At 57.8% G+C, this 23674-nt stretch carries 18 protein-coding genes and 6 pseudogenes; 8 read left to right on the top strand and 16 right to left on the bottom strand.

The genetic code is table 11. The annotated features are described in order from the left end of the window. Positions 1 to 413 (top strand): annotated as a pseudogene (locus tag ACFHWW_RS05140) (hypothetical protein); the annotation flags it as partial. 405 nt (positions 414 to 818) lie between these two features. Here ACFHWW_RS05140 and ACFHWW_RS05135 read toward each other — a convergent pair. Then, a pseudogene (locus tag ACFHWW_RS05135) lies at positions 819 to 975 on the bottom strand (3-oxoadipyl-CoA thiolase); the annotation flags it as partial. A 623-nt stretch (positions 976 to 1598) separates the two neighbouring features. On the opposite strand from ACFHWW_RS05135, the gene ACFHWW_RS05130 reads away from it, so the two are divergent. The 3 genes and pseudogenes from ACFHWW_RS05130 (at position 1599) to ACFHWW_RS05120 (ending at position 6438) form a co-directional block, all read left to right on the top strand. Continuing rightward, positions 1599 to 2507, top strand: coding sequence for a MurR/RpiR family transcriptional regulator (locus tag ACFHWW_RS05130; RefSeq protein WP_379937505.1), 909 nt, complete (start codon positions 1599 to 1601; stop codon positions 2505 to 2507). Between the two features lie 1123 nt (positions 2508 to 3630). After that, positions 3631 to 5148: pseudogene (locus ACFHWW_RS05125) on the top strand (condensation domain-containing protein); the annotation flags it as partial. Between the two features lie 237 nt (positions 5149 to 5385). Next, positions 5386 to 6438: a KamA family radical SAM protein gene (locus tag ACFHWW_RS05120; RefSeq protein WP_379937521.1), complete on the top strand. Its 1053-nt coding sequence runs from the start codon at positions 5386 to 5388 to the stop codon at positions 6436 to 6438. A gap of 104 nt (positions 6439 to 6542) precedes the next feature. On the opposite strand, the pseudogene ACFHWW_RS05115 reads toward ACFHWW_RS05120, so the two are convergent. Then, positions 6543 to 6922: pseudogene (locus tag ACFHWW_RS05115) on the bottom strand (ISNCY family transposase); the annotation flags it as partial. 1826 nt (positions 6923 to 8748) lie between these two features. Here ACFHWW_RS05115 and ACFHWW_RS05110 point away from each other — a divergent pair. From ACFHWW_RS05110 to ACFHWW_RS05100, 3 genes are all read left to right on the top strand, one after another. Next, positions 8749 to 10032 (top strand): ATP-grasp domain-containing protein, encoded by a 1284-nt coding sequence (locus ACFHWW_RS05110; RefSeq protein ID WP_379937504.1) that lies wholly within the window; start codon positions 8749 to 8751, stop codon positions 10030 to 10032. A gap of 239 nt (positions 10033 to 10271) precedes the next feature. Next, positions 10272 to 10427 carry a hypothetical protein gene (locus ACFHWW_RS05105; RefSeq protein ID WP_379937503.1) on the top strand — a complete coding sequence of 52 codons (156 nt, stop codon included), beginning with the start codon at positions 10272 to 10274 and terminating at the stop codon, positions 10425 to 10427. Positions 10428 to 10721: 294 nt separating this feature from the next. Then, positions 10722 to 11555 carry an autoinducer binding domain-containing protein gene (locus tag ACFHWW_RS05100; protein WP_379937502.1) on the top strand — a complete coding sequence of 278 codons (834 nt, stop codon included), beginning with the start codon at positions 10722 to 10724 and terminating at the stop codon, positions 11553 to 11555. Positions 11556 to 11599: 44 nt separating this feature from the next. Here ACFHWW_RS05100 and ACFHWW_RS05095 read toward each other — a convergent pair. From ACFHWW_RS05095 to ectB, 3 genes and pseudogenes are all read right to left on the bottom strand, one after another. Continuing rightward, positions 11600 to 11707, bottom strand: a pseudogene (locus ACFHWW_RS05095) (transposase domain-containing protein); the annotation flags it as partial. Between the two features lie 671 nt (positions 11708 to 12378). Continuing rightward, positions 12379 to 13221, bottom strand: coding sequence for a hypothetical protein (locus ACFHWW_RS05090; protein ID WP_379937501.1), 843 nt, complete (start codon positions 13219 to 13221; stop codon positions 12379 to 12381). Continuing rightward, on the bottom strand, positions 13211 to 14470 hold the full coding sequence (gene ectB / locus ACFHWW_RS05085; protein ID WP_379937500.1) for a diaminobutyrate--2-oxoglutarate transaminase: 1260 nt from the start codon (positions 14468 to 14470) through the stop codon (positions 13211 to 13213). Before ectB ends, ACFHWW_RS05090 begins: the two co-directional genes overlap by 11 nt. A 572-nt stretch (positions 14471 to 15042) precedes the next feature. Here ectB and ACFHWW_RS05080 point away from each other — a divergent pair. Further along, positions 15043 to 15382, top strand: a pseudogene (locus ACFHWW_RS05080) (6-pyruvoyl trahydropterin synthase family protein); the annotation flags it as partial. A gap of 175 nt (positions 15383 to 15557) precedes the next feature. On the opposite strand, the gene ACFHWW_RS05075 reads toward ACFHWW_RS05080, so the two are convergent. The 11 genes from ACFHWW_RS05075 to nifE all read right to left on the bottom strand — a co-directional run bounded on the left by ACFHWW_RS05075 (position 15558) and on the right by nifE (position 23628). Continuing rightward, complete coding sequence (locus tag ACFHWW_RS05075; RefSeq protein WP_379937499.1) at positions 15558 to 16571, bottom strand: 1-aminocyclopropane-1-carboxylate deaminase; 1014 nt, start codon at positions 16569 to 16571, stop codon at positions 15558 to 15560. Between the two features lie 423 nt (positions 16572 to 16994). Beyond that, on the bottom strand, positions 16995 to 17201 hold the full coding sequence (locus ACFHWW_RS05070; RefSeq protein WP_379937520.1) for an exopolysaccharide production repressor protein: 207 nt from the start codon (positions 17199 to 17201) through the stop codon (positions 16995 to 16997). A gap of 57 nt (positions 17202 to 17258) precedes the next feature. Further along, the gene (gene fdxB, locus ACFHWW_RS05065) at positions 17259 to 17576 is read right to left on the bottom strand and encodes a ferredoxin III, nif-specific (protein WP_379937498.1); all 318 of its coding nucleotides are present in this window, start codon (positions 17574 to 17576) and stop codon (positions 17259 to 17261) included. Then, positions 17573 to 17776: a CCE_0567 family metalloprotein gene (locus ACFHWW_RS05060; protein ID WP_379937519.1), complete on the bottom strand. Its 204-nt coding sequence runs from the start codon at positions 17774 to 17776 to the stop codon at positions 17573 to 17575. Before ACFHWW_RS05060 ends, fdxB begins: the two co-directional genes overlap by 4 nt. Positions 17777 to 17802: 26 nt before the next feature. Then, on the bottom strand, positions 17803 to 18093 hold the full coding sequence (locus ACFHWW_RS05055) for a DUF269 domain-containing protein (RefSeq protein WP_379937497.1): 291 nt from the start codon (positions 18091 to 18093) through the stop codon (positions 17803 to 17805). 469 nt (positions 18094 to 18562) lie between these two features. Next, entirely contained in the window at positions 18563 to 18880 is a 318-nt protein-coding gene (locus tag ACFHWW_RS05050; protein WP_379937496.1) for a FixH family protein, read from the bottom strand. A gap of 99 nt (positions 18881 to 18979) precedes the next feature. Next, positions 18980 to 19684 carry a response regulator transcription factor gene (locus tag ACFHWW_RS05045; protein ID WP_379937495.1) on the bottom strand — a complete coding sequence of 235 codons (705 nt, stop codon included), beginning with the start codon at positions 19682 to 19684 and terminating at the stop codon, positions 18980 to 18982. 107 nt (positions 19685 to 19791) lie between these two features. Then, positions 19792 to 20280 (bottom strand): NifX-associated nitrogen fixation protein, encoded by a 489-nt coding sequence (locus tag ACFHWW_RS05040; RefSeq protein ID WP_379937494.1) that lies wholly within the window; start codon positions 20278 to 20280, stop codon positions 19792 to 19794. A gap of 3 nt (positions 20281 to 20283) precedes the next feature. Further along, entirely contained in the window at positions 20284 to 20778 is a 495-nt protein-coding gene (gene nifX / locus ACFHWW_RS05035) for a nitrogen fixation protein NifX (RefSeq protein ID WP_379937493.1), read from the bottom strand. Continuing rightward, complete coding sequence (gene nifN, locus ACFHWW_RS05030; RefSeq protein ID WP_379937492.1) at positions 20744 to 22129, bottom strand: nitrogenase iron-molybdenum cofactor biosynthesis protein NifN; 1386 nt, start codon at positions 22127 to 22129, stop codon at positions 20744 to 20746. The genes nifX and nifN overlap by 35 nt, the downstream gene beginning before the upstream one ends. Then, complete coding sequence (gene nifE, locus ACFHWW_RS05025; protein WP_379937490.1) at positions 22126 to 23628, bottom strand: nitrogenase iron-molybdenum cofactor biosynthesis protein NifE; 1503 nt, start codon at positions 23626 to 23628, stop codon at positions 22126 to 22128. The genes nifN and nifE overlap by 4 nt, the downstream gene beginning before the upstream one ends. Between the last annotated feature and the right edge of the window lie 46 nt (positions 23629 to 23674).

Here is a 23674-nt window from a genome sequence, read left to right as displayed (position 1 = left end):
TAGCTTACGGCGTCGATCTCGTGACCGAGCACATCAAGCTTGTCATCGGCGAGGAATGGGATTTGCGCAGAACACATTCGCAGACTGCGGCCGCGCGGTTCCTGGTTCCTGATCGCGATGGCACCCTCGAATGGATCGGTGGCGGCAGTCGGGCGGCTGCCGTACCAGGCGTCGCCGAGGTCAAATTGTATGCTGAATCCAAGACGCCGATCGTCAGGAAAGGCGATTTTCGAGATTGTGTCGGACATGTGATCGCCGTTTCACCCAGCCAAATTCAGATCGCGGAGATACTTCAACGTGCCGTCGACTTAATCGATTGGTCGGTCACACCATTTCCGGCCCTTGGCGAACAGGAACAATCTGCGGCCACTCACCTCTCCGAACCAGATCAGGTGGCGCCAAGTAAGAGATGATCGTCGCTGAAAGGATACTATCAGCCCACTTAAGCCCGCGGAATGGTGCGCCGCACACTCAAGGCCGCATAAAGCGCCTTCGAGGCAGAGCCATCCTAGTCGAGCGCATTATGCGCGACCTACTCATCTTGTCGCTTTCGCAGCACTACCGAGGCGGCCGCGCGCGGGCGTTGCTGATCAACGCGATCACCTTACGCCTCCGTCACCGCCGGCCGGCTGAACTCATTGGCGTTGTTCTGTTCAGACAATTCCACCCCAGGCGGCCATGCCGGCCAAGGCGAGGTCTGCATCTGATCAAGCGTGGGGTTTTCAGCATTCTTTCTTCCGTCCTTCCCACGACGATCAGTTGCTTCTTGCACCTTCACAGAACGGCACGAGCGGCCGCAACCTCGGATTACCCGCGAGATCGCACCCGTCCTCCACGGCAAGCGATATTTCGCCGACCCTGATGGTGCGGGCCGCCGCGTCCGTCGCCGAGCTGCACAGCAGTCATCGTGCACGGAACACTCACCGGAAAGCCGGCGAGAAGCAGACCCATTCGCGCGACATTGCGGTTGTCCTCGCGGACTGAGGATTAAGTTCGGTTCCGGTCGCGGCTGTTGCCTATTTGGAGGTTCCTTTCATTCCCTCCTCTGTTCGTGCCTATCCGCAAACATTCTGGTGTCCGAAACCGGACAAGAACGTCGTAAACCCGATCAAAGAGTCTCCTACGCCGGGCCGCACGAGTGGAGAAGCGCGGACGGCAACCAGTACGGCACGCAACTTGCTTCAATGATTTTGTCACCGGGAATGTCAGCAATGCCCGCGGAGTTCAGTGGTCATGATAAGTCCTTCAAGTTAGTGCCTATACCCTGGCGGTACCTAATGAACCGCGGGAATACCCTGCTGCTTGCGACCGATCTCATCCGCGCTAGTGGGCAGGTCGGCTGATCCAGCGACAGAAACTCAAGGCGACGGGACCGCGCCACATGCAGTAATCGATCTTACGACCGGCTGTGGGATCTCAATCGAGTTGCCTCTCGGCAGCGGCGCAGCGCATGCGGGCCCGATCCAGTCGGCGCCGAGGCAGCGCGTATTGTCGCACGTCCCTCGACGAAGAGGGAGCGTTTATAACTGTTTGAGAAAGAAATGACCGAGTTTGCTGCTTCTCAGCGCCTATCGACTCGATCTACGAGGTGTATCGTAATGGATTTGCCCATCGCAAGTGCTCTCAAGGACCGCTACGAGCTGCTCCCGCGGCAAATGAAGGTCGCCGCACGTTGGTTGCTCGACCATTCGACGGAGGTGGCGCTGCTGTCGATGAGGGAGCAGGCGCGTCGAGCAGGAGTGCCTCCAGCGACACTAACGCGGCTTGCAAAGCGCCTCGGCTTCGATGGTTTCGACAAATTAAAGGATATATTCGCGGACAGCATCAGGTGCCGGCCGGAAAGCTTCGCGAGGCCCGCAGAGGGATTCCTGGTGCGACGAAAGGCCGAGGGCGATGACACGCACATCGCCGACACGATCGACGCCTTGCGTGGCCATCTAATGGACCTCGCGCAGCCCTCCGCCGTTGCGGTGCTGACAGCAGCCGCCCATCTCATGATTGAGTCTCGACACATTTTCTGCATCGGCCTCCGCTCAAGTTTTCTTGCAGCCCATCAGATGCACTATGTCGGGTCATTGCTAGGCTCGCCCACAATATTGATCGACAGAATAGGCGGCACGGCTCATGATGCAGTTCGGAATGTCGGTCCACGAGACGTTTTGCTAGCCGTTACGGTTAGCCCGTACAGTCGCTACACAATGCAGACCGCCGAGTTCGCGGTCTCGCGAGGTGCGAAGCTAGTCGTTTTGACCGACAGCGAACTATCTCCAATTGCCAAGCTTTCCGAAATTGTAATCCGCGTTCGCACCGAACTGCCTTCGCGTTTTCACACGATGACTCCCGCATTTGCGGCGGTGGAGTGTCTCTTGGAACTGATCGCCGCCAAACGCGGAAGCCGCACACTTGAAGCCTTAGCAGTGAACGAAGCACATCTCCCGGCCTTCGATACTCATGTCTGTCCTACGATTCCGCGTTGTGCGATCTCTGCCCGGGTACAGATCCGCTAATTCAAAACTCTCATTTTGCTGGGCACGAGGATGCTACGTTTCGACTTCAAGGCTCGCCAAGGCGCTAGCCGGGGAAATCGCTGAGATTCCTGGTCACCCCTGCAGCCGCAACCTGAGCTTCGGCGCCGCATAACGGCTGTAGCCGTAACCGCCGGGATGCGACCCGCGATACTCCCCGTATAAAAGGCTGACGCATGGCTTCTTAGGCTCGACCGAAAGCGGCCCAGTTCGGTTCCGTGCGTCGTCTCGCGCACTGTTTGACGGTTTGACGCCGTTGCGATTGAACAGCATGTGCTCAGATGCATCGTCAGTCAGTCCCCGCCCGGCAAGGGTCAGTTCAATCCAACCGCCGCGGAGCACTGCGGATTATCCTGCGCCGTACTGCGCGCTATTCCAAATACGACCGTAATCTCGCTGGAGTTCGCCCCGCCGCCGGCAAGCCGCAGCGTTTGTCTCAATTGTTTCATGGACAGCCTTCTCTTTGCCGGCTTCAAAATCTCTCCGTTTGTCGCGGAGCATTGGATGCCAAACTTGCCGACCAGGAGGTAACGTTCAGTGCCAAAAACTGGCCGGTCTTTGATCGGATTGGCGCCGGCTCGAGGTCGGAATCCGCAACCTACATCAGGGTGTGGGGCCAAAGGCTGTATCTGTTACGGTGCGATCGACAGCGTTGGTGACATAGTCGAGTTCTTCTTTGCAATCACCGAGACTTTGCGGCAGCAAAGCGCTTCTTCGGAAGGCGCTTGCGCCATGCCCGATCGGAGTGCATCATCCCTACCCCGCGCCTGCGGGATCGGTCGCGGCGGACCCTGAAACCGATCCGCATTTGACCAATCGGATCGAGCAGGATCATCGTCAATCAAGCCAAAGGTGCATTAATGCTGGGCTTCAGTAACCACGTGATGTGGAAGCGGCTAGGGCGCTTTGTCTTCTATCCAGGCCTTCGCCAACCGCCACCTTCGGTCTGAGCGAGGAGGCCGGCTCACCGGACCTCGCATTCACGATCTCCGGCAGGCGACCGTCGTCATAGACGTTCTGGGCCAGTCGTGTCCGGTTGAAGACTTCTATGTTCAAAACCTGACACACTGAGGCGCAAGTATTCCGCCGTTGCAGTACGAGACACATGCTTTCCCCTCTTGCTCACACAACCTCTTCGTTGGCACGCCTATTGCGTGGACACGGCGAGGGATCCGTTACGATCATAGCGGTCTCGCAGTCTCCGGCCCAGGGGGTCTACATGAAACTGGCCCGAACGATCCAAGTCAATGCGATGGACGCGGCACTGTTGGGTGCCGTCCCGCCAATCGAAGCTTTGCCGCGTCCGTCGCGGGTGCCGCTGTCATTCCCCCAGCAGCGGCTTTGGTTCGTTTCGCGTCTGGCGGGCGGTAGCGAGGCCCGTCACATCCAGATCGGGCTTCGGCTTCGCGGCGAGCTGGACGAGGTGGCCCTGCAGTCGGCCTTGGACGGGTTGGTGACGCGTCATGAGGTGTTGCGCACCACCTTCGGGGTGGATGACGGCGAGCCGTTCCAGCGGATCGGACCGGCGGACGTCGACCTGCCGCTGAAACCAGACGACCTGACGGCGGCATCGGATGTGGGGGCGACACTCGCGGATCTGATGCGCCATGAAGCGCAGGCAGGATTCGACCTCAACGCCGGGCCGCTGATCCGCGGACGGCTGGCGCGCCTGGCGGTGGACGACCACGTGCTGCTGATCAGCATGCACCCCATGGTCTCGGACGATTGGTCGCGGAAGATCTTGACACGCGAACTCAGCGAACTCTATGCCGCGGCCCGGGAGGGCCGCATGGATCGGCTGACGCCGTTGCCGGTGCAGTATGCGGACTACGCGGTTTGGCAGCGCCGTTGGCTGGCGAACGAGGTATTGGAACGTCAGTCGGAATACTGGCGCCGGGCGCTGGCGGGCGCGCCAACGGTGCTGAAGCTGCCGACAGACCGACCACGCCCCACGCAACAGGACTACAGCGGCAGTTACGTTGAGTTCGTGTTGCATGAACCGCTGACAACGCAACTCAAGGCGCTGAGCCTGCATCACGGGACGACGCTGTTCGTGACTCTGCTGGCGGGCTGGGCGCTAGTGCTTGCGCGATTGTCGGGTCAGAAGGAACTGGTCATCGGCTGGCCGAGCGCCAACCGTACGCGCCCCGAGATCGCGCAGTTGATCGGCCTCTTCGTCAACAGTCTGGCATTGCGGATCGATTTGTCGGGCGATCCGACTCTGGAGAAATTGCTGGAACGGGTGAATGCCGCCGCGCTTGCGGCGCGGGCGAACCAAGAGCTACCGTTTGAGCAAGTGGTCGAACTCGTCAGCCCGCCCAAAACACACATACCGATCTTCCAGGTAATACTTGAATGGCAAAAAAGTGGCCCGGAGCTGGCTAAGCTGCCGGGGCTTGAACTTGAACATGTCAGCGTTGACGACCGTGTTGCGCAATATGACCTTGCGCTTAACCTTGCTGAGGTCGGCGAGGCGATTCGTGGGAGACTCATCTACGCGACGCAGCTATATGAGCGGAGTACCGTCGAGCGGCTTGTGGGTTATTTGCAACAGGCGTTAAGCCAGATGGCGGTTGATTCCGGGCAGCGGGCCTGGTCGGAGTCGCTCCTGTTGGCGGAGGAACATCACCGCCTTCTGGTGGAGCCTAACCCGACGAAAGCGGCCCATCCGCGGGACCAATGCATTCAAGAGCCGTTTGATGCACAGGAGACACGTTATCCGGAGGCGACCGCGGTCGACTATTCGGATCTGGGCCTGAGCTATCGCAATCCTAACGCGCGGGCGACCTCGGCAACGACTGGCGTTTGCCCGCCCCAATCATCGCCCGCCAACTCGGGTCCGGGATCCCGAACTACGGTCATGAATTTCATCGAAGGGACGCGCGTCGTCACCGCGGGCGAGCTACAAGCCAACAGCATCACGCGTTATCATGTCGCAAAATTCTACCGTGAACAGATCACCAACGGTCGTTACTATGACCAGCTTAGGTATATTGTGGAGCCCTCACTTGAGGAGTTCGAGAGTCCCGGCAATCTGGATACGAGCGGCGAGTACGACAACACTGTCGTGCCCGGACTTCAACACAAGTATGCCCAAACCGGGTTGTTGCTGGTGACGGACCGTTGCGTTTCATATTGCCGTTTTTGCTTTCGCAAACGCATTGTCGGCAAGGACTCCGATGAAATTGCACCTGATTTCGCCAAGGTTGCGCGCTATATTGCCGACCATCCCGAGATGACGAACGTGCTGCTGTCGGGAGGCGACCCGTTCGTGCTCAGCACCGCTAAGATCGACAAAATCCTGGATCATCTACTGCCGATCCCACACTTGGAGTCAATTCGATTCGGCACAAAAGCGGTCGCGTATGAGCCGAAGCGGTTTGAGGATCCCGCTCTATCGGCTTTATTCCAACGGATCCATGAAGCGGGTAAGACCGCGGTGATTGTCACACATTTCGACCACATCGGTGAAATCTCGGTCGATGCGGAGAGCAACATTCGCTCTCTGCGCGCACAGGGCGTGCAATTCTTCAACCAGTCCGTGCTCCTCGCGAAAGTCAACGATGATCCCGAGATCTTGGCTGCGACCTTCGCCAAGTGTCACCACATGGGTGTCCGCCCATATTACCTCTTTCAGGGCAGGCCGGTGAAAGGCGCGTCGCATTTTCAGGTTCCACTGCGCCGCGGGCTAGAGATTGCGCACGGCATCAACCAACGTCTCAGCGGCATCCAAAAGACATTCAAATACATCATGTCCCATTACACAGGAAAGATCGAGATCCTCGACCTTGGAACCGATGGCCGCGTGTATATGCGATACCATCAAAACAAGACTCGGGAAAAGATTGGAAAGATCTTTTCCCGGCCGTACCTCGAGGGCGCCTGCTGGTTGGACGATTTGCCCGAAGGATGAGATCGAAAAGGCGCGGAATGTTGACGATGGGCATAGAGTGAAGCCCTCTTCAGCGACATCGATGCATTACGCTATCGAACGGCCGCCGTCGATCACGCTTGCGGTGCCGCCTGCAGCGGCGCCTCGCCATAGACGATGTGGCGCTCCAGTAAGGCCAAGAATCGCTCGCTGTCGGCCGGATTGCCGGCTTCAATGACGAGATCGAGGATCGGTCCGCTCTCGCCCGCGGCCAGATTGAACTTGCGGCCGTAATCGACGTCGCGGCTACCCCAGACTATAACGTCGGTATGCGGCCGAACAGGCTGACAAGCTTCTCGCTGGCCGGCACCGCTTCGTCTGCCAGCACCCGCCGCTCGGTCTGGGCAATGATCCGCGCGATCAGCGGCTGATGGTGGCGCACCTCGGCCTGCCAGAGTCCAACGGCCGAGCCTGTCTCGAGCGGCAACTGTGCCGCCGTCTGCTGAAGATAGCTCAAGGCCGCGCGAAGACGACCATCACCCGACCGCAGTCCTGCAAAAGACTGATGGCCGGTAGCCCAGGCGGGCCTGTCCGGTTCTCGCCGAGTACATCCGTTCGTATACCCCAGAAAGTCGAGATGCCCAGCGGCCGGAGTTTGCCGTTGGCTTTCGGTATGAACACGCGTCTGATTGGTTCCGGTCGGTAGGTCTCCTTTCTGAGCGTAAGCGCCAGTTCTCCAAGCCACCGCTCCAGCCCGTACGTCCTGACCGTCCATCCCCGGTGCACACTTGTTCGAGCGGCGCTGAGCATAGGCATGGGCCAGAACATCCTCGCGGCTGATCTTGTCGTACAGGACGTAGAAGCGATAGCCGGCTTCTGCCTTCGCTTTCGCGTGTAACGCCGTCTGCAGTTTCTGGACACTTGTCGGAGTTGATAGGCTTCCCAATCTCCGGTCCCTCTCCACTTGTTGCGTTCGTCTTGAACTGAGGCCCCTTCCCTCCACCGGCATTACCCGGCTTCCCCGGTACTACGAGCCTCTCCGCCACCCCAGGCCGCCCGGCCTGTCCCTCGCGGGCGTCCGGTTGGTCATCCTTGACCGCGTCCTGGGGCTTCCCATGTTGCGTGCGCTTTCCTTGTGTACATGCTGCCGCCACTACCCCGGTGCAGCAGATGGGTTCAAACGTCGATCAAACTCACCCATCCATATCAGCCTTCCCCACAAGGGTTGAGGGGTCGGCCTGCACACTCGCGCGGTCACCAATTTCGTGACCCGCTGATCGAAGGCTTCAGACATGTCGTCTCCTCCATGCCTGCTCCGATTGCTTCCGGCTGGAGCGGTTGCCGGGTCGGACTTGCACCCACTGGAAAGCGCCGCCTTGCCACGGCGCACACCCTCGGCGGTGCGTTGTTCGCGCGCTGTCGGCTCCGATGGGGGCGGGTTTGTCTTGGGAGTCAGTGGTCCGATGTTAAGTGTACCTAAAACCGCGGGACCTTCCCACAAAAGTGCGCTTTCCGCAATAATTCCAAAAGCTTGCTGCTTTCATGGATGGCCACTAGACTAGGCCGCTCAGTTTCTGAACTCGGATGCAGTTATGCGGCTGATTGCGGATTGGGAAAGGAGCGCGGGTGGCCCGACTGGATATTTTGCCGATCTCGCTCCTTCATAGATCGGCGTCGACAGCATTGTTTCTTCGAGCCGCATACAAATCGATTGACTTAGCGCCGATTGATCAATTTGATTCCTCGACCGTTGGCCATAAACCAGTGACCTCAATGATGAGCGGTGGCGCCACCTTCGCTCGGCTACAACAACCACATCGACGTCGATCCCATGTAGAGTGACTGCGTCCCAAGGTCGATCGCGAGCAAACCCATTGTCATATTGCCCTCCTTCAAGTTGATCGTCCAATGGTGACGGAGAAGCGGGAGGCTTCGTGCCATAACATGAAGACGTAGGTGGAGACCGTGTTCGTAGGCAAGGACCGGCGTTACGACCGCTGCTTCCCGCATATATTCAATTGAGCCGTTCGCCTGCACGCCAGCGTCCGGCTGCGAGAGGGGCAAGGTTGGTTCACGCCCAGCTTCGCTTTAGCCTATGGCACCGTCTGTCAGACTAAGTTTAGACTTTTATAGATCTCATAGCATCCATTGACGATCGCAGTCCTTCGAAATTCGTCAAAGGGCTCCGTGCCACACGGGCGGTAACCAAACTGTTGCAACAGATCCTTCAAATAACTTTACAGAATCTTTGCGAAGGCAGATAGCTCACAGTGCTACCTTCACCGCAAAGTCTGAGGTCAGGCATGGCTGTAAAGCTGATGGCGAAGCACGCAACGTTGGAGGCAACAGCCAATGGCAAGAAGAGCGCTCATCCTGCTTGAAGGTTCAAGGGGTAACGGCCCGCTATCCGTCCAAGCGGCCCAGCGTCTTGGGCTTCATCCAATTACCCTGGCGGCTGATCCAGGCTGCTACGACTATCTTGCGGCGGAAAACATTGAGGCAATCCGTGTCGATACAGGCAATCTCAATGCGCTGATCCGCGAATGTTCCCGGCTACGTGCGACCTATGACATTGCCGGCATCACGAGCGTCAGGGAAGCATTCTATGCGACGGTTGCTAAGCTCTGCCGGCATTTCGATCTGCCGGGACCAGATCCCATGTCCATTGAACGATGCTGCGACAAATTCACTCAACGTCAGCTCCTCGCGGAGGCTGGTGTCCCGGTACCTGCTTATCGCCTGGCAGCGAATGTGGCCGACGTAAAAAATTTTGCCGCGGAGATCGGCCTGCCGGTGATTGTCAAGCCAGCGGTAGGCAGCGCCAGTATCGGTGTCCGGTTGTGCCGTAACGCCGATGAATTGGCCGAGCATACGACCTACCTGGTCGGCGGGGACCACATATGGCGATCTTCGCCGAGGATACTGGTCGAAGAATTCGCGCAAGGCCCATGCTATAGCGCTGATACAATGGGAAATGAGGTTATCGCGATTGGTGCCGCTGACTTCCACCCCCCACCACAATTCGTCGTGCGTGAGACGACCTTTCCGGCCCCGCTGACTGATGACGAGCATAAACGTATCGCCGATGTTTCGCTGAGTTGCTTGCGAGCTCTCGGCCTTGGCTGGGGGCCAACGAACATAGAACTCCGGTGGACGCAGCGTGGCCCGGTCGTCATCGAAATCAATCCGCGTCTTCCGGGAGGGGAACCTAAGCTGATTGAGTTAGCTTACGGCGTCGATCTCGTGACCGAGCACATCAAGCTTGTCATCGGCGAGGAATGGGATTTGCGCAGAACACATTCGCAGACTGCGGCCGCGCGGTTCCTGGTTCCTGATCGCGATGGCACCCTCGAATGGATCGGTGGCGGCAGTCGGGCGGCTGCCGTACCAGGCGTCGCCGAGGTCAAATTGTATGCTGAATCCAAGACGCCGATCGTCAGGAAAGGCGATTTCCGAGATTGTATCGGACATGTGATCGCCGTTTCACCCAGCCCAAGTAAGACCGCGGAGATACTTCAACGTGCCGTCGACTTAATCGATTGGTCGGTCACACCATTTCCGGCCCTTGGCGAACAGGAACAATCTGCGGCCACTCACCTCCCCGAACCAGATCAGGTGGCGCCAAGTAAGAGATGATCGTCGCTAAAAGGAACACCATCAGCGGCCTTAGGCCCGCGCCACGCTGCGCACAAGCCGTATAACGCGTGAAGTCGAAGCAGAGCCGCATGTGATTATCGCCGATCTCTCGGCGCGGGCTCAAAGCTGGTCCGACAACATCCTGGCTATATAGCGAATTCCGCGCGGCCGTGCCGGCAATGCGCGGTCCGCCATGCCCAGCGGCGGCTGAGCGCGATGATTCCGCCGTTCGGACTGACGTGCTCGGCATCCTCGGCAAGGCCGAGGTCGATGGCGGGTGCGCTTTCGCGGCGATTTCTTCGGAAATCAGGGCTGCAATCGCGCGCGGAATACTCTTCAATCTGGTGAGTATCGCCATACTCGCGCTTCTGCCCTGGTTGTTCGCGATCCGTTGACGGAAGCAGGACAGTGGCTCGCCGGCTAACTGACGTACTCTGGCGACCACTTGCAGATATTGACATGTTCGGCGTAGTCAAAACGACGAAATATTATAGAATCATAACATTGCAATGTTAAACCTCAGGAAATCCAGCGCAACGGATACTTAACTCAAAATAACTTGATGCATCGCGTGTATGTGATAGAGATTTGGCGATGCCGGCCTGTCGATCACGGCGCGGAGAGCTTAGCAGCTTTGGGTATCGGCGCCAGTGACAACTTCCAGCGCAAATGGCTGCGGAGAAGAGACTATGGAACGCGCGCGGACGACTGCGGTCTCTCAACTTCGAGGGCGGTCAACCAAAGTCCGAACAGCGATGCATTTCCCTGAGGCTACCGGGGAGCCGTTTGCGGTCGAGTTCGGCCGATTTCTCGAACAGACCGATGGCGTTGCTCAACCCGAGCGGTTGTTCGACATGTTGTCTGCTTTTGCTCTGAATTTTGATTGCCGCTGGGTCGCCTATGGCTCAATTACATCGAACCAAAAAGGTTCAAGGTCGGCCCGACGCGATGCGCCCGTCTTGCTGCATTTTCCTGAGAAATGGCAGGAGCGCTATTTCGAAAAGGGTTATGACAGGATAGACCCCATCATCAAGACGTGTCGAACGCGAGCAGATCCCTTTCGATGGAGCGAGGTGTACAACGACATAACCACAACGGAAGACGAACGGCGCGTTCTCGACGAGGCTGCGACGTTCGGCTTAGGGTCAGGATTTAGCGTTCCATTGCACGGCCCCGGCCGCAGCTTTGCAATCATGAGCTTCGCTCAATCCTGGAACGGCGAACTCCAAAATAGAACAATCTCGTACTTGCAATTTGCGGCGCTGCATTTTCATCTGAATGTCACAAATGTTAGGCTCGTTAATTCGAGCGGTATTAAGAGCGAACCCGACCTTTCCCCAAGAGAAAACGAGTGTATCTTATGGATAGCCCGAGGGAAATCCTCGTGGGAAATAGGACAGATTTTAGGAATATCTGTTGATACAGTGAATTTCCATGTGAAAAACGTAATGCGAAAAATGGACGCTTCGAATAGGACGGCAGCAGCCATAAAAGCTTTAAACTTAGGAATTATAGAGTTTTAAAAAGCGGCATTGGCAGAATTTGGTAAGCGGCAAGGCGAGGCCTTTCAGGCGGCGTAGTTCCACGGCACGAGTGCATCGATTTCGCTGCTGGGCCAGCGCTCGAGGGTCTGGGTGAGCCAGGCAAGCGGATCGACGTTGTTCATCTTTGCCGTTTATGCCGACCGTCGAACTATGCCGAGCACCTCTTCCAGCTTACCAGTTGAAACGCGCTTCTCTTGCCGTTTTTGGTCGAAGACCAATCGTTGGCAACCTCGCGACGCGCTGGCTCCGTGGAAACCTTCCGAGCGTTCAGGGCCGCACGGCGCCAGCCAAAGAGCTGCGACGAGTGAATGCCGATCCGATGCCCAGTCGCCGAGACGCTCGCGCCTGGCTCCAGTGCCAGCCCCCGCCCGTGCCTTGACTCGTCCGACCTGCGCCAGCTAAGCTGCCGCAGCGCACCCTCGAGGCGAAGTCGGTAACAGCTCCGGTCATATGGAAGGTTCTGGCTCCAGAACTGCGCGCAGACGTAGAAGCTCACAGCAGTTCATCGTGTCCGCTACCGATATTCAACGCTCACCCTCCGCCAGACGGGGTCTCCTGCCGCTTACGATATTTGTTCCGACGTCACAATCGTCTGTTATGACAGAGATCGCATTATTACAATTCAGTGCCTCAAAAGCTATTGCGGTAACTGCGCTCTCTACGCTCCATGGGGGCCACGGGATCATGATAGTCGGTCTTTCCGATGAGCGCGAGGGTCTGTGACTGAAGGATCTCCCTGCTACGATGACGGATGTGATATTTTCACTGTCGGCGCAAATCAGTGGGTCGCTTTTACAGCCCGTCAAGTCCACCAGAGAACAAGATCCGGCCGGGCGAACCCGAAAAAGCTGTTCAGCACCAGTCGAGGTTTTTCACCGTTTGATTTACTGGTGACGCCGTGAATGAACCCGCCGTCGATCAGGGCGATATCCCCGCCCCTGAGCCGCAAGTCTTGGTAGGGAACAGCTTCGAGGTAGGTTGTCGAATAGGGGTATCCCGTGGTCTCAACTCCCTGTGCTTCTCGGTCGGCGGGTGTCGGCTTGTGGCTCCATACACGCAAATCGCCACCTTCCTTGGTCATGCTCGGATAGAAATTGAGCGCCCCAACTGTGTTCTTTGCCACTGCGGAAAGCTCAAAATCGCTTCCAGCACATAGGACTTGAGCGACATCATCGTGAGGCGCCAGAGCATACGGGCCGCTACCACACCAGCTGATAGCGCGACATATATTAGCCTGACCGTGCTCCGACTGGGCCAGCCGCAGTTCAATGCCTTGATGCTGAAGGTCGCGCTTTAACGCACAGAATATTCCGCGAACGGGGTCAACAAGATCGCCAAAAAGCATGTCAATGAACGGCCGCGCATCTTCCGAGTCCGAGAAATAGCTGATCGCATCCTTTCTGTAATGAGATGCGCCTACATACTGTCCGGGAACTCCGTCTTTGCGCTCCTTGAGGCCGGGACTGCGACTAAAGTTCTGGGTGATTTCCTCGGCTACTTCGTTGCTAAACGCGTTCTTGATATGCAGACCGGTGATCTCGCCTTTCAGGACGGAGATGATCTCGGTAGTCCTGATCGAACCCACTCGCTCTCTGATCGAAAGGGGGGAAACGGCCGGCGTGTGAGACACTTTGTTAGTCGTCATTGGCTTGCTCCTGCAATGCGCGATCGAGGATCCCGATGCCATGATCGAGTTCCTCATCGTTGATGGTTATCGGCGGAAGGACTTTGACGACGTCGCGATTCGGGCCTGAAGCTTCGATCAGCAGCCCATTTTCGAAAGCGACATCATGCACACGGGCGACAATTGCCGGTGATCGGCACTTGAGACCTGCCATCAGACCGCGACCGCGCTTTTGTTCGATGCAATTTGGGTATTTCTCAACGAGGCGATCAAGGCGTCCTTGCAGTTTAACGGCTGTCCGCTCGACGCCTGCAGTAAACTCCTCGTCGGACCACATTTTGCACATGGCACCTGCGGTCACGAACGCGAAGTTGTTGCCTCTGAAAGTCCCGCTATGTTCGCCGGGCTTCCATACGTCCATCTCAGGGCGAATCAGCACAATTGAGAACGGATTTCCTGAACCACTCAGAGATTTCGAGAGACACACGATATCGGGTTCAATTTTCGCGAACTCAAATGAAAAGAAGTCGCCGGTTCGTCCTGCACCTGCCTGAATGTCGTCGACAATCAAAACAACGCCGTGCTTACGGCAAATGCGCTGAATCTCAGATAGCCACGCAGCGGATGCGGTGTTCATGCCGCCTTCGGCCTGGATGGTCTCCAGAATGAGTGCAGCGGGCTTCTCTACACCGCTGCCTGCATCACCCAAAACGGAGTCGATGTAACCCGCGGAATCGAAAGTTTGGTTCGGATAGCTGTCGTAAGGGACGCGGATTACATCGTGGCGAGCAACGCCGCCAAGCTCCCTTGTTGATGCCGAACCCGACACTGCCAGGGAGCCGAGCGACATGCCATGGTACGCATTCGTAAAGGCCATCACACTCGAACGGCCGGTATATTTGCGCGCCAGCGCCAGCGCCGCTTCGTTAGCATTGGTGCCCGTCGGGCCCGGAAACTGTATCTTGTAAGTAAGGCCCCTGGGCTTCAGGATTGACTCGACAAACACTTCAATGAAGTCGCGCTTTGCCGCTGTATACATATCAAGCGACAAAAGAATATTTTTGCCGGCAAGGTATTCAACTGCTGGGCCAAGAATATTCGGGTTGTTGTGTCCATAGTTGAGTGCGCCAGACCCTACAAGGAAGTCGATATAAGGTCTGCCGGCCTCGTCCCAGATTGTCGCCCCAAGAGCTTTCGTAAAGACTGTGGGAAACGACCGCCCATAGCGACGAACGTTAGACTCATGAGCCGTAAAAACGTCTGTATTCATTTCATGGTCCCTCTGCATGGCGTCGCGTTCAGCGTGAGAGTGATTAAACGCGTTTTGTTTGGTCGCGGTTGTTCTTCAGTTTCGCCTAGAAGAAGGTCAGAACAGTCCGGACGGAACTTTGGAAGGTCGGTGCCTTCCGACAAATCTTGTTTGGAGACCGGACTTGTGCGGAAGCTCAACTGCTTCACAGACGCATTTCGAACCTCCACCGTGGTCGCGTTGACTCTGCATTCCGATATCTCGCGGTTAATGCGTTGGACCGAACTTGGTTCTAGAGCTTTCTACCAGACTTTGATACTACGGCATCTGGTAGTTGACGCATCCGCTATCGTCCCAGAAAGCGCCGACCCCTCAACAAAGTTACAAGCTTAGCGCCAACGGCTGCTGATGTGTGACAGGCGCATACGGCACAGCATTTTGAGTGCTGCAGGTCCCTTCGGCAGCAACACGAACGGGTTTCATGCCTTGGAGCGCACACAACTGCTCATACAGCAGACCCTTCTAACAGCCTGTGGCGGCGGCTGTGGCCCGCTGGGGTTAAGCCTTCAAACGCTTAAGTCTCTAGGGATCCCATGAAGAAGATTACGCAGAATTTCACCTTCGACGCAACGCACCGCCTTCCGCGGGTGCCAGAAACCCATCGCCGTCACCGGATGTGTGGCCACTCATACCGTGTGGAACTGCGTCGATCAGAGCGGGCTTTGTTGCCGATCTGCTCGATGCTCGATGTCGAGGATTTCGGACTGCTTTGCAGCGTCTCGACTGTCACTGACTGAATGAGATTGAGGGTCTTGAAAACCCGGTGCGGTTCACTGAGCACTTCAATCTGGATCTGGGACTGGACTAAGCCGGTTCTCCCCAACTTGGGTCAGTGAAAGTGTAGAAACACTTCAGTGCTGGGCTGAGCACGAGGTTGACAAGATGCTACAAGATCAGGTGCTCTTTGACTTTTCTATCCGCCGATTCATATTTCGAATGGAATCGATCCTCTTCGCCTTGGAGGCAGCCAACAACTAGCTTCCTCGATTTGCTAAGCTGAAGCGCATCACCGGCACGGCAGGACGGCGAAATCGCAGTCTGTCGCGCGTCAACCGTTGCGAAAGGTGTAGCCGTACCCGTTGATCGCGGGCGCACCGCCGAGATGCGCATAGAGGACCCTCGATCCCTCTGGAAAGAAGCCTTTCTGGACGAGATCGATCATCCCTTGCATCGATTTGCCCTCATAAATTGGATCGGTAATTATACCCTCGAGCCGCGCGCACAGACGGATGGCATGCTTGGTTTTCTCGGACGGCATGCCATAACACGGGTACGCGTACTCCTCGTGCAACACCACGTCGTCTTCGACGACCTCCATTCCGAGATCGACGAGCTTCGCAGTATGCCGCGCAATGTTTAACACCTGCGCCTTGGTTTGCGCGGGGGTGGCGGAGGCATCGATACCTATCACGTTGTGCTGTCGACCATCCTTGGCAAATCCGACGAGCATACCGCCGTGCGTTGAACCCGTGACCGTGCAAACGACGATGTAGTCGAAGGCAAACCCAAGCTGTTTCTCCTGGGCGCGCACCTCCTCCGCGAACCCGACGTACCCAAGGCCTCCATATTTGTGAACTGAGGCCCCCGCCGGTATCGCGTAGGGCCTGCCGCCCCTTGACTTGACCTCATCGAGCGCTTGCTCCCAACTGCAGCGGATGCCGATGTCAAAGCCACCATCGACCAGGCGCACCTCTGCTCCCATTATGCGGCTCAAGAGAATGTTGCCGACCCGGTCGTAGACGGCATCCTCATGTGGTACCCAGCTCTCCTGAACCAGGAGACATTTCATGCCGATCTTGGCGGCGACCGCGGCGACCATCCGCGTGTGGTTGGACTGCACGCCGCCGATGGAGACAAGCGTATCGGCATTTGACGCGATCGCGTCGGGGATGATGTATTCGAGCTTCCGGAGCTTGTTTCCGCCAAACGCAAGACCGGAGTTGCAGTCCTCGCGTTTGGCATAGATTTCCACCTTTCCCCCTAAATGCTTGCCAAGGCGGTCGAGCTTCTCGATGGGCGTGGGTCCGAAGGTGAGCGGATAGCGCTCGAATTTTTCTAACATGTTCTCTCCGGCAACACGTGATTGAGCTGAATTTAGCTATGCACGAGTCATTTTAAGGGGCGTGTTTGATTTGAGGCTAGCTGCGTTGCTCGATATTCCAGAAAACGTCTATCATTGATTCCAGCGCGTCATCCGTCATCGAGACCAAGCAACGGATATGCAGGCTGCGATAGACTGCCAATGCCTATCGAACAGAAAAACTGCATCTCCCGGAATTGGGACGACCGGAATGCGGACTCCTCCGATCATACCAAGCATAGCATTCCATGAACGACCCGCTCAATGTTCACGGTTGATCCAAAGTGGCGCGAATGTGAGCTCTGATCTTGTCACCGCGCCTCAACGGAGCAGCGATATGCCGCCTATTGGAACGAACTGAGGCACGTCTGAAGATTCATTCCTGACCTCATCATCGTCTGACGGCTAGTATCCAATTTCCTTGCAACTGCCGAAATGCTCAGCCATTTGGCCAGCTCTGCTAGCGCGGCTAGACCGCCAGATCAGAAAGAGCACGCTTGCAAAATAACCAACCTGGAGGAGCAGCGAACAAGCCAGCGTTGTGACGACCACTGTGCGGATGGAATGAGAAGCGAAGTAGACACTCAGAGCATTGCTGCACAGGACCAGCAACAGGACGCGATAAAAGATTCTAAAGGGCAACGCCGTTCTCCTGGTTTGTCCGCCAGATCATGTAGCGACCTTGTCGGCCGCAATATGGGCCTGGCAGTTCTTCGGGCAGACGCGGGCGCAGGCTCCGCAGCCGACGCAGCGGCCGGCATGGTCGACGACCATGATCATGCGATTGAGCTCGCCATCGAAATCGTCGTCTTGGCCGTCGCAGACGCCGAGGATTTCACCCGCGTCATCGACGCCGTAAAGGTGCATGACCTCGCGCGAGCAGACCTTGAAGCAGCGGCCGCAGCCGATGCAGGTCGTGCCCTCGATAGCGGTGAGGTACTCCGGCATCCATTTGGAGCCGTCGCGGGTGACGAAAGCGCTCGTCATCGCGAATTCTCCAACTCAGCGATATCTTTCTTGGCCGCGTCCAACTCGGCGGAAACGGCGAACGTTTTCTCGGCAACCGCCTTGATCTCTGTCCCGTTGAGGGGGATGTCCTCGGCAAGGTCGTGCAATTCCACCTTCGCAGTTCCCGCACGCGACTGCAGCTTACGGATCTTCTGCTGCAACTGCTCAAGCTCTGACATTAATCCTTCCTCGAAAATTGGTTTCATCACGCCCGCGCTACGTCGGGATAGGCTTCAATGGCCACAGTCGCATCGTCGACCAGTTTCGTACCGGCAAATGCGAGTTTCCGAAACGTCTTGCAGCCGAACCAGTGGACGTCTCGACAGAACGACCAACTGACTCGCCCTGAAAAGCACGCGCCCGAAGCCCTCATGGGTTTCATCTCCATCATTTGCGAAGTCGTCGGGCCGGAGCGCTCCTCGCTCGCGGGCCCCACGGCAGTGTAAACCATGTCGAGTATCCACAGCACGTCCGGATCGGGACCCCCGATGCTCATATTCTCCTCTTTTCAGTCCTCTTCCTCGAAGCATGATTTCATTCGGCAACGCCTATTGGCATGCGCAAGCTTGTTTGCCTCTTAGAGAGGGGCACACGGGTTCAAGGAAAGGAACGCAGCGCTCGTATCACGCGTCTGCGTGTAGCCAGCCTTCACTCAGTGTTGCCGCATCTCAATTAGCAAAGGCCGTGCCAGCGCGCGCTCAGTTCGCAGTAAGCGCATGTTTACGCTTTGAAAAACCTCCATGTGCCAAGATGGGCGGTTTCATTGAACCCGACATGTTTTCTGCCACTGTCAGGTTTTGGACACTACGCGCTTCGCGCCGGCAGAAAAGCGTGGCCACGGACAACTCAACATGTAATCGGGTTGCGGGAAGAGCAGATGGACTTGACTGCGTTTGGCTACAGCCAGCTCGTCATCATCGTCCCCTTCACGCCACCTAGCATTAGCTTCTTGACCTTCCGGTCCCTCAGGCGATAGCGGATCTCGCCATCGCCGATTGCAAGGGGCAGCTCCATCCGCGCGCCGCCTGTGCCCCTCGCCCGCCTTGCGATTGAATTCCTAGCTGGGCGACATGGGAGTTCTTCACGGCGAAGCCGGTATAACTGCGGCTCGCCAGTACCGCCATCGTCAGATCGACGACGATGATCGTGGCGCAGAAGGCCAGAATGAGTGCCGGCATGTGCCAGCCGGTGAACTCTCCGGGGCGCGGATCGGGCCGGCCGGACCGAAAAACGCTGAAGGTGCTACCCGACCCGTCACACTGAATACGCTTTTTAGAGGCCATCTTCTTTCTGCTTATGTCGTAGCTGTAGGCGCGTTTCGAAGCCCAATACTTGCCCTCAGCACGACGGAGATGGGTAATGGCACCACACGCATTCGCTATTTAGCCGTCCGGCACCTCGAGCGCGTAGCCGGCCGATCTGACGGTACGAATGACGCTGCCGGGCGAGGCCGCCTTCAGCGCCTTTCTGATCCGGCTGATATGGACGTCGACGGTGCGTGCACCGATATGGATATTGTCCGGCCAGGCCGCCCCGATCAGCTCGTCTCGGCTGAAGACCTTGCCGGGAGCCTCGAGCAAATGCCGCAGCAGGTTGAACTCGATCGGTCCGAGATGGATGTCGTGGCCGTTGCCGCGAACTCGGTGGGCATCGAGCTTCATCTCAAGGTTGCCGCAGCAGAGCCAGCTGCCGTTTTCAATCCCGTTTGGACCAGGCTTCGGCAGCGCCAGCTTCGTCCGTAGACAGTCAAGCAGCTTGGCCGGCGCGATTGGCCGCACAAAACTCTCGTCAATGCCTGCCTTCAAGAGATCGAGGTGTTGGTTCTCGGCGCCGGGCGCGATCAGGGCAATAACGGGCAGGCCGCCTGTCCGGGGCTCCCCCTTAAGCCGGGCGCAGAGTGTGGAACCTGACGCGCTTGCTGGCCCGCAGTCCAGCACTACCGCCTGGAGCTCCCTTTCATCGGCCAATGCGAGTGCTTCCTCCACGCCACCTGCCGGCTCACTTGTGAAGCCGTCCACCCCCAGGATGTGGCTGAGGAACAGATACAACTCCGCATCTTGCGAACAGATCAGGACCAGTGGCTTCATCAGCGCTACCCCGAGAACTAAATCGGCCTCGACCGCCTCGGTTGAGTGGGCTGGCCATCACATGTCCTCAAGGCCTGACATGACCCCTAGTTCGAAAACCGGTCCCGTCACACGCGCGCCACGTCGGGATAGGTTTCGATGGCTGCGATCGCATCATCGACCAGTTTCGCGCCTGCCTCAGCGAGTTTGCGAAGCGTGTCAAAGCCGAACCGGTGGACGTCGCGAAGGGTCTTCGACAGGACAACCAACCGCCCGGTTGTGAGGAGTACGCGGCCGAAGCCCTCATGGTTCATCATCATGGTCGACGATACCACCAAGCCGGAGCGCTGCTCGATCACAAGCCCGACGCAGGTGTAGAAAATCTGCAGCCGCCACAGCATGTCCGGGTCGGGATCACCGATGATCGGGATCTCACGGCGCTGCTCCTTGGTGACGATGAAGTCGGCCAGCAGCTCGGTATCCGCCTTGCCTTCCCACGATCCGTAGGAATCCTGAGCGCGGATCAGCCGCATGAGGCATTTGAGGAAAGGTGTGGCAAGGGTCGTCTCGTCCGCGTCGACAGCAGGACTATCCGCAGTGGCTTTCGGTCTTTTCATCGTTCAGTCCTCATCCTCAAAGGATTTCTTTTCGGTGGCGCCTGCCTCCGTGAGCACCTTGCGCAACCAGGGCGGAGGAGCCGTCTTGAGCATCGTCCGGGTTCGTAACAGTACGTCTTCGATGGATTGAGGCTGCGGCACTTTGATCGGATGGATTTTCGCCGAAATAACCTTGGCTGCCGAAGGACCGCCGATCGCCAGACAAAATAGCAGGTGGCAGCCCTTCAACGCCTCCACTTTCGGAGTAATTCGGTCATCGCCCTCAATCCGGTGCTTCCCGCTTTCGTCGGAAACATCTTCAAAGGCAACCGCTTCCACGAAATTCCAGTCATCGGACGTCACGTCATAGACCGCGAAGCGCTTGGCCGATCCAAAATGGGCGTTGAGGCTCTTCATGTCTTGCGTGGCGATCGCTACGCGCAACGAACCGGCTTTCCATTTCGGCCTTTGTGGGTGAACCTCGTCAGTGACGAGCGAGAGTCGGCGGGCGGCTGTCATCTGGCATTTCCCGGTTACGCAATGTATCGAGTGATTGAGGCGTCGGTGCGTGCTGGTTGGCCTGGAAGATGTTCGAGACATCGAAGATCAGGTCGCGCGTCCCTTGATAGAGGATCGTGAGCTTGTGCTGGCTGCCGAGTCGGTCGAAGATCGGAAAACCGACGCGCATGAGCGGAATACCAAGACGCTCGCCCGCCTGGCGTCCGTGCGAATGTGTGACGAGAAGATCAGCGCCCGCGGCAAGACCCTCAAGATCGCCAAGATCGCCGACCTGGACCTGCTCAATCGGCACTTGCTCGAGAATTTTCGAGGTGCCGGTCGTGGTGACGGCCGCCGCGATTTCGGCGCCCATGCCGGTGAAGAAAGTTGCGAGCTGGTAAAGCTGGTCCGGCTCGGCGGCGATGGCAATCTTTTTGCCGCCGAAATGAAAATGCCCGTCGAGCAAGGCGTCCTGTAGCTGTGCGCGGCGACGGCGGACTTTCGCTGGCACCGGCCCACCGGAAATCCAGCCAAGCAGCGAGACGAAACGGTCTGTGTTCGTCAAACCTGTGAGCGACTGAAACACCGCATAAGGCACTCCGGTCAGTCTCTGCAGCACCTCCGCCGGACGGTGCATATGCTCGCCGATCGCAATGCACTGCACTGCCGTGCCAAGCTCCTGGATGTCCTTGACGGTTGTGCCGCCATAGGTGGTCGGCACCCAACGGTCGTCAGGCACCGTCCCGTCGAGCGAGCCGGAGAGGTCAGGCAGAATCACTGGCTTAAGGCCGAAGCTTTCTACCGTTTCGCGCAAATGCTCGATGTCAGCGACCGTGAGGTTCCAGCCTGGCAAGATCGCAACCTTCTTCGACTGCCGCGGCTGCTCGCCGCGCCGTGTAATCCTTTGAATCATGGCCGTGACAGCCTTGGCCCAGCCCTCCTCGATCGCGCCTTCGAAATCCGGCGTGTTGGCCAAAACGATCTCCGTACCTGCGAGTTCTTTAGCGTGCATCATCTTGATGTTCGCGAGATCCCTTGCGAAATCCTCTCCACGGGTTTCCACCAGCGCCGTCGTGCAGACCCCGATCAGTTTCGGGTTCGTGCGGGTCTTTAGATTGAGGATCGCTTCCTCCAGATGATCCATGCCACCGAGGATCGTCGCCATCTCGTCCATCGCCGTGGTCTGCAAGGGAACGGCTTCCTTAAAGTGCCGCACGAGAAGTACCAGCGCAAAGCTCGTGCAGCCCTGGCTGCCGTGGAATAGCGGTACCGCACCATTGATCCCGAGAAAGGCAAGGGCGGCACCCAGCGGCTGCGAGGACTTAAGCGGATTGACCGCCGCCCACTTGGTTTGGGGAAGAATGCGGGTCATCGGCTTTCCTCAACGCTTGCCGAAACCACCGGCAGTTGTGCTACTACTTTTTTGAAGGCGTGGACGGTCTCGCTCGCCCACGGCGTACTTGGCAGTTCCTCGTCGACAGCAGCTTGGTATTCCCACGGTGCCGGCTCCCGCACCTGACGCCAGATCGGGTTGTGAATGGCAAGGTCGATCTGGCGTACGAGTTCCACCATGCCGCCATACCCGGCGTAGGGATGGTGGCGCTCCTGGTTGATATCCAGCCAGGGCGTCTTGGCCTTCAGCGCGATGAATTGCGTTCGCCCGCCAGACAGCATGATGTCGGCCTTATCTTCAGAGAGCAGGGAGTAAAGATCGCGGGGCGCCATCGACTCGAACATGTGGTTCTCGTCCTTCAGGATCTGCTTAATGCGCTCCTTGTCTTCGGCCGTCGATTTCTTGACAGAGGTACCGACGATCTCGATGCCGATCTCCATCAGCGCATGGACGACCGACCAGGACTTCACCCCGCCGGTGTTGAGCAGCACGCGTTTGCCCTCAAGCCTCGGCCGGTATGCTTCAAGTTTCTTCCACGCAATCGCCTCCTCCTCCGCGATCAGTGTCTCCGTGCGTTCTAGGAGCTCCGGACCGGCGCCCTTCTTAACGAGCAGCTTGGCGATCTGTCTGAGTGCTTCCGAGGTATCGCTGATGCCGTAGAAGGAGCCCTCGAAAAACGGGATGTCCCAGCGTTCCTCCATCTTGCGGGCAAGATTGATGAGCGCAGTCGAGCACACCATCATGGCCGCCCGTGCACGGTGCGCCGAGGCAACATCGAGGTAGCGCGCGTCGCCCGGAATACAGGCGCGCACCCGGATGCCGAGCCGATCAAGGAGCGGCTTCACCAACCAGAATTCGCCGGAAAGGTTGAATTCACCAAGGATATTGATGTCGTAAGGGCCGATATCGTCGGGCTCAGCCGTGCCAATGACATGATCGAGCAACGCCTCGCCGGCGAGTTTGTTGCCGAGGTTCTTGGAGCCGACGAAGCCCGGTGCATTGACCGGCACCACCGGCAAGCCGAACTTTTCCGCGGCGCGCTTGCACACCGCCTCGATGTCGTCGCCGATCAGCGCCGTCACGCAGGTCGAATAGACGAAGATCGCCGGCGGCGCATACGTTTCCTTGATCTCGCGAATCGCTTTGAAAAGCTTCCGCTCGCCCTGCCCCATCACCACGTCAAGTTCGGTCAGGTCGGTCGTGAAGCTTGTGCGCCACAGCGTTGCCCCCGACGAAGCCGCGCCGCGGTTGTCCCAGGAATTGCCCTCGCAGGCGATCGGTGCATGGATCAGATGCGCAACATCGGTAATCGGCTGCAGCACGATCTTGGCCCCGTCGAAAGCGCAGCCGCCGGCGGCCGCTCCGGGGGTCAGCGGCTTCGAACAGCCCTTCTGGCGCGCCTTGGCATCCTTGCCGAGGTTCTTCTCGCACGCGGGCTCGTTGAAGACATCCTGGATTTTGGCAGTGAGCGGGGGCATCGCGCCGGACTCCAAGTCCATTTTAAGATGGCTGGCCTTTAGCGAA

Origin of the sequence: Sinorhizobium sp. P24N7, assembly GCF_042436655.1 — a bacterium.
Classification (GTDB): domain Bacteria; phylum Pseudomonadota; class Alphaproteobacteria; order Rhizobiales; family Rhizobiaceae; genus Sinorhizobium; species Sinorhizobium meliloti_A.
The sequence above is the reverse complement of the archived record's forward strand: the minus strand, read 5'-3'. Positions and strand labels throughout refer to the sequence as shown.

Excerpts from the sequence above, each read along its gene's own strand:
- ACFHWW_RS05120 (WP_379937521.1), top strand. The coding sequence starts at position 5,386 with ATGAATTTCATCGAAGGGACGCGCGTCGTCACCGCGGGCGAGCTACAA.
- ACFHWW_RS05060 (WP_379937519.1), bottom strand. The coding sequence starts at position 17,776 with ATGTCAGAGCTTGAGCAGTTGCAGCAGAAGATCCGTAAGCTGCAGTCG.
- ACFHWW_RS05045 (WP_379937495.1), bottom strand. The coding sequence starts at position 19,684 with ATGAAGCCACTGGTCCTGATCTGTTCGCAAGATGCGGAGTTGTATCTG.
- ACFHWW_RS05100 (WP_379937502.1), top strand. The coding sequence starts at position 10,722 with ATGGAACGCGCGCGGACGACTGCGGTCTCTCAACTTCGAGGGCGGTCA.
- nifE (WP_379937490.1), bottom strand. The coding sequence starts at position 23,628 with ATGCCCCCGCTCACTGCCAAAATCCAGGATGTCTTCAACGAGCCCGCG.
- nifX (WP_379937493.1), bottom strand. The coding sequence starts at position 20,778 with ATGACAGCCGCCCGCCGACTCTCGCTCGTCACTGACGAGGTTCACCCA.
- ACFHWW_RS05075 (WP_379937499.1), bottom strand. The coding sequence starts at position 16,571 with ATGTTAGAAAAATTCGAGCGCTATCCGCTCACCTTCGGACCCACGCCC.
- ACFHWW_RS05090 (WP_379937501.1), bottom strand. The coding sequence starts at position 13,221 with ATGACGACTAACAAAGTGTCTCACACGCCGGCCGTTTCCCCCCTTTCG.
- fdxB (WP_379937498.1), bottom strand. The coding sequence starts at position 17,576 with ATGACGAGCGCTTTCGTCACCCGCGACGGCTCCAAATGGATGCCGGAG.
- ACFHWW_RS05130 (WP_379937505.1), top strand. The coding sequence starts at position 1,599 with ATGGATTTGCCCATCGCAAGTGCTCTCAAGGACCGCTACGAGCTGCTC.
- nifN (WP_379937492.1), bottom strand. The coding sequence starts at position 22,129 with ATGACCCGCATTCTTCCCCAAACCAAGTGGGCGGCGGTCAATCCGCTT.
- ACFHWW_RS05050 (WP_379937496.1), bottom strand. The coding sequence starts at position 18,880 with ATGGCCTCTAAAAAGCGTATTCAGTGTGACGGGTCGGGTAGCACCTTC.
- ACFHWW_RS05055 (WP_379937497.1), bottom strand. The coding sequence starts at position 18,093 with ATGAGCATCGGGGGTCCCGATCCGGACGTGCTGTGGATACTCGACATG.
- ectB (WP_379937500.1), bottom strand. The coding sequence starts at position 14,470 with ATGAATACAGACGTTTTTACGGCTCATGAGTCTAACGTTCGTCGCTAT.
- ACFHWW_RS05040 (WP_379937494.1), bottom strand. The coding sequence starts at position 20,280 with ATGAAAAGACCGAAAGCCACTGCGGATAGTCCTGCTGTCGACGCGGAC.
- ACFHWW_RS05110 (WP_379937504.1), top strand. The coding sequence starts at position 8,749 with ATGGCAAGAAGAGCGCTCATCCTGCTTGAAGGTTCAAGGGGTAACGGC.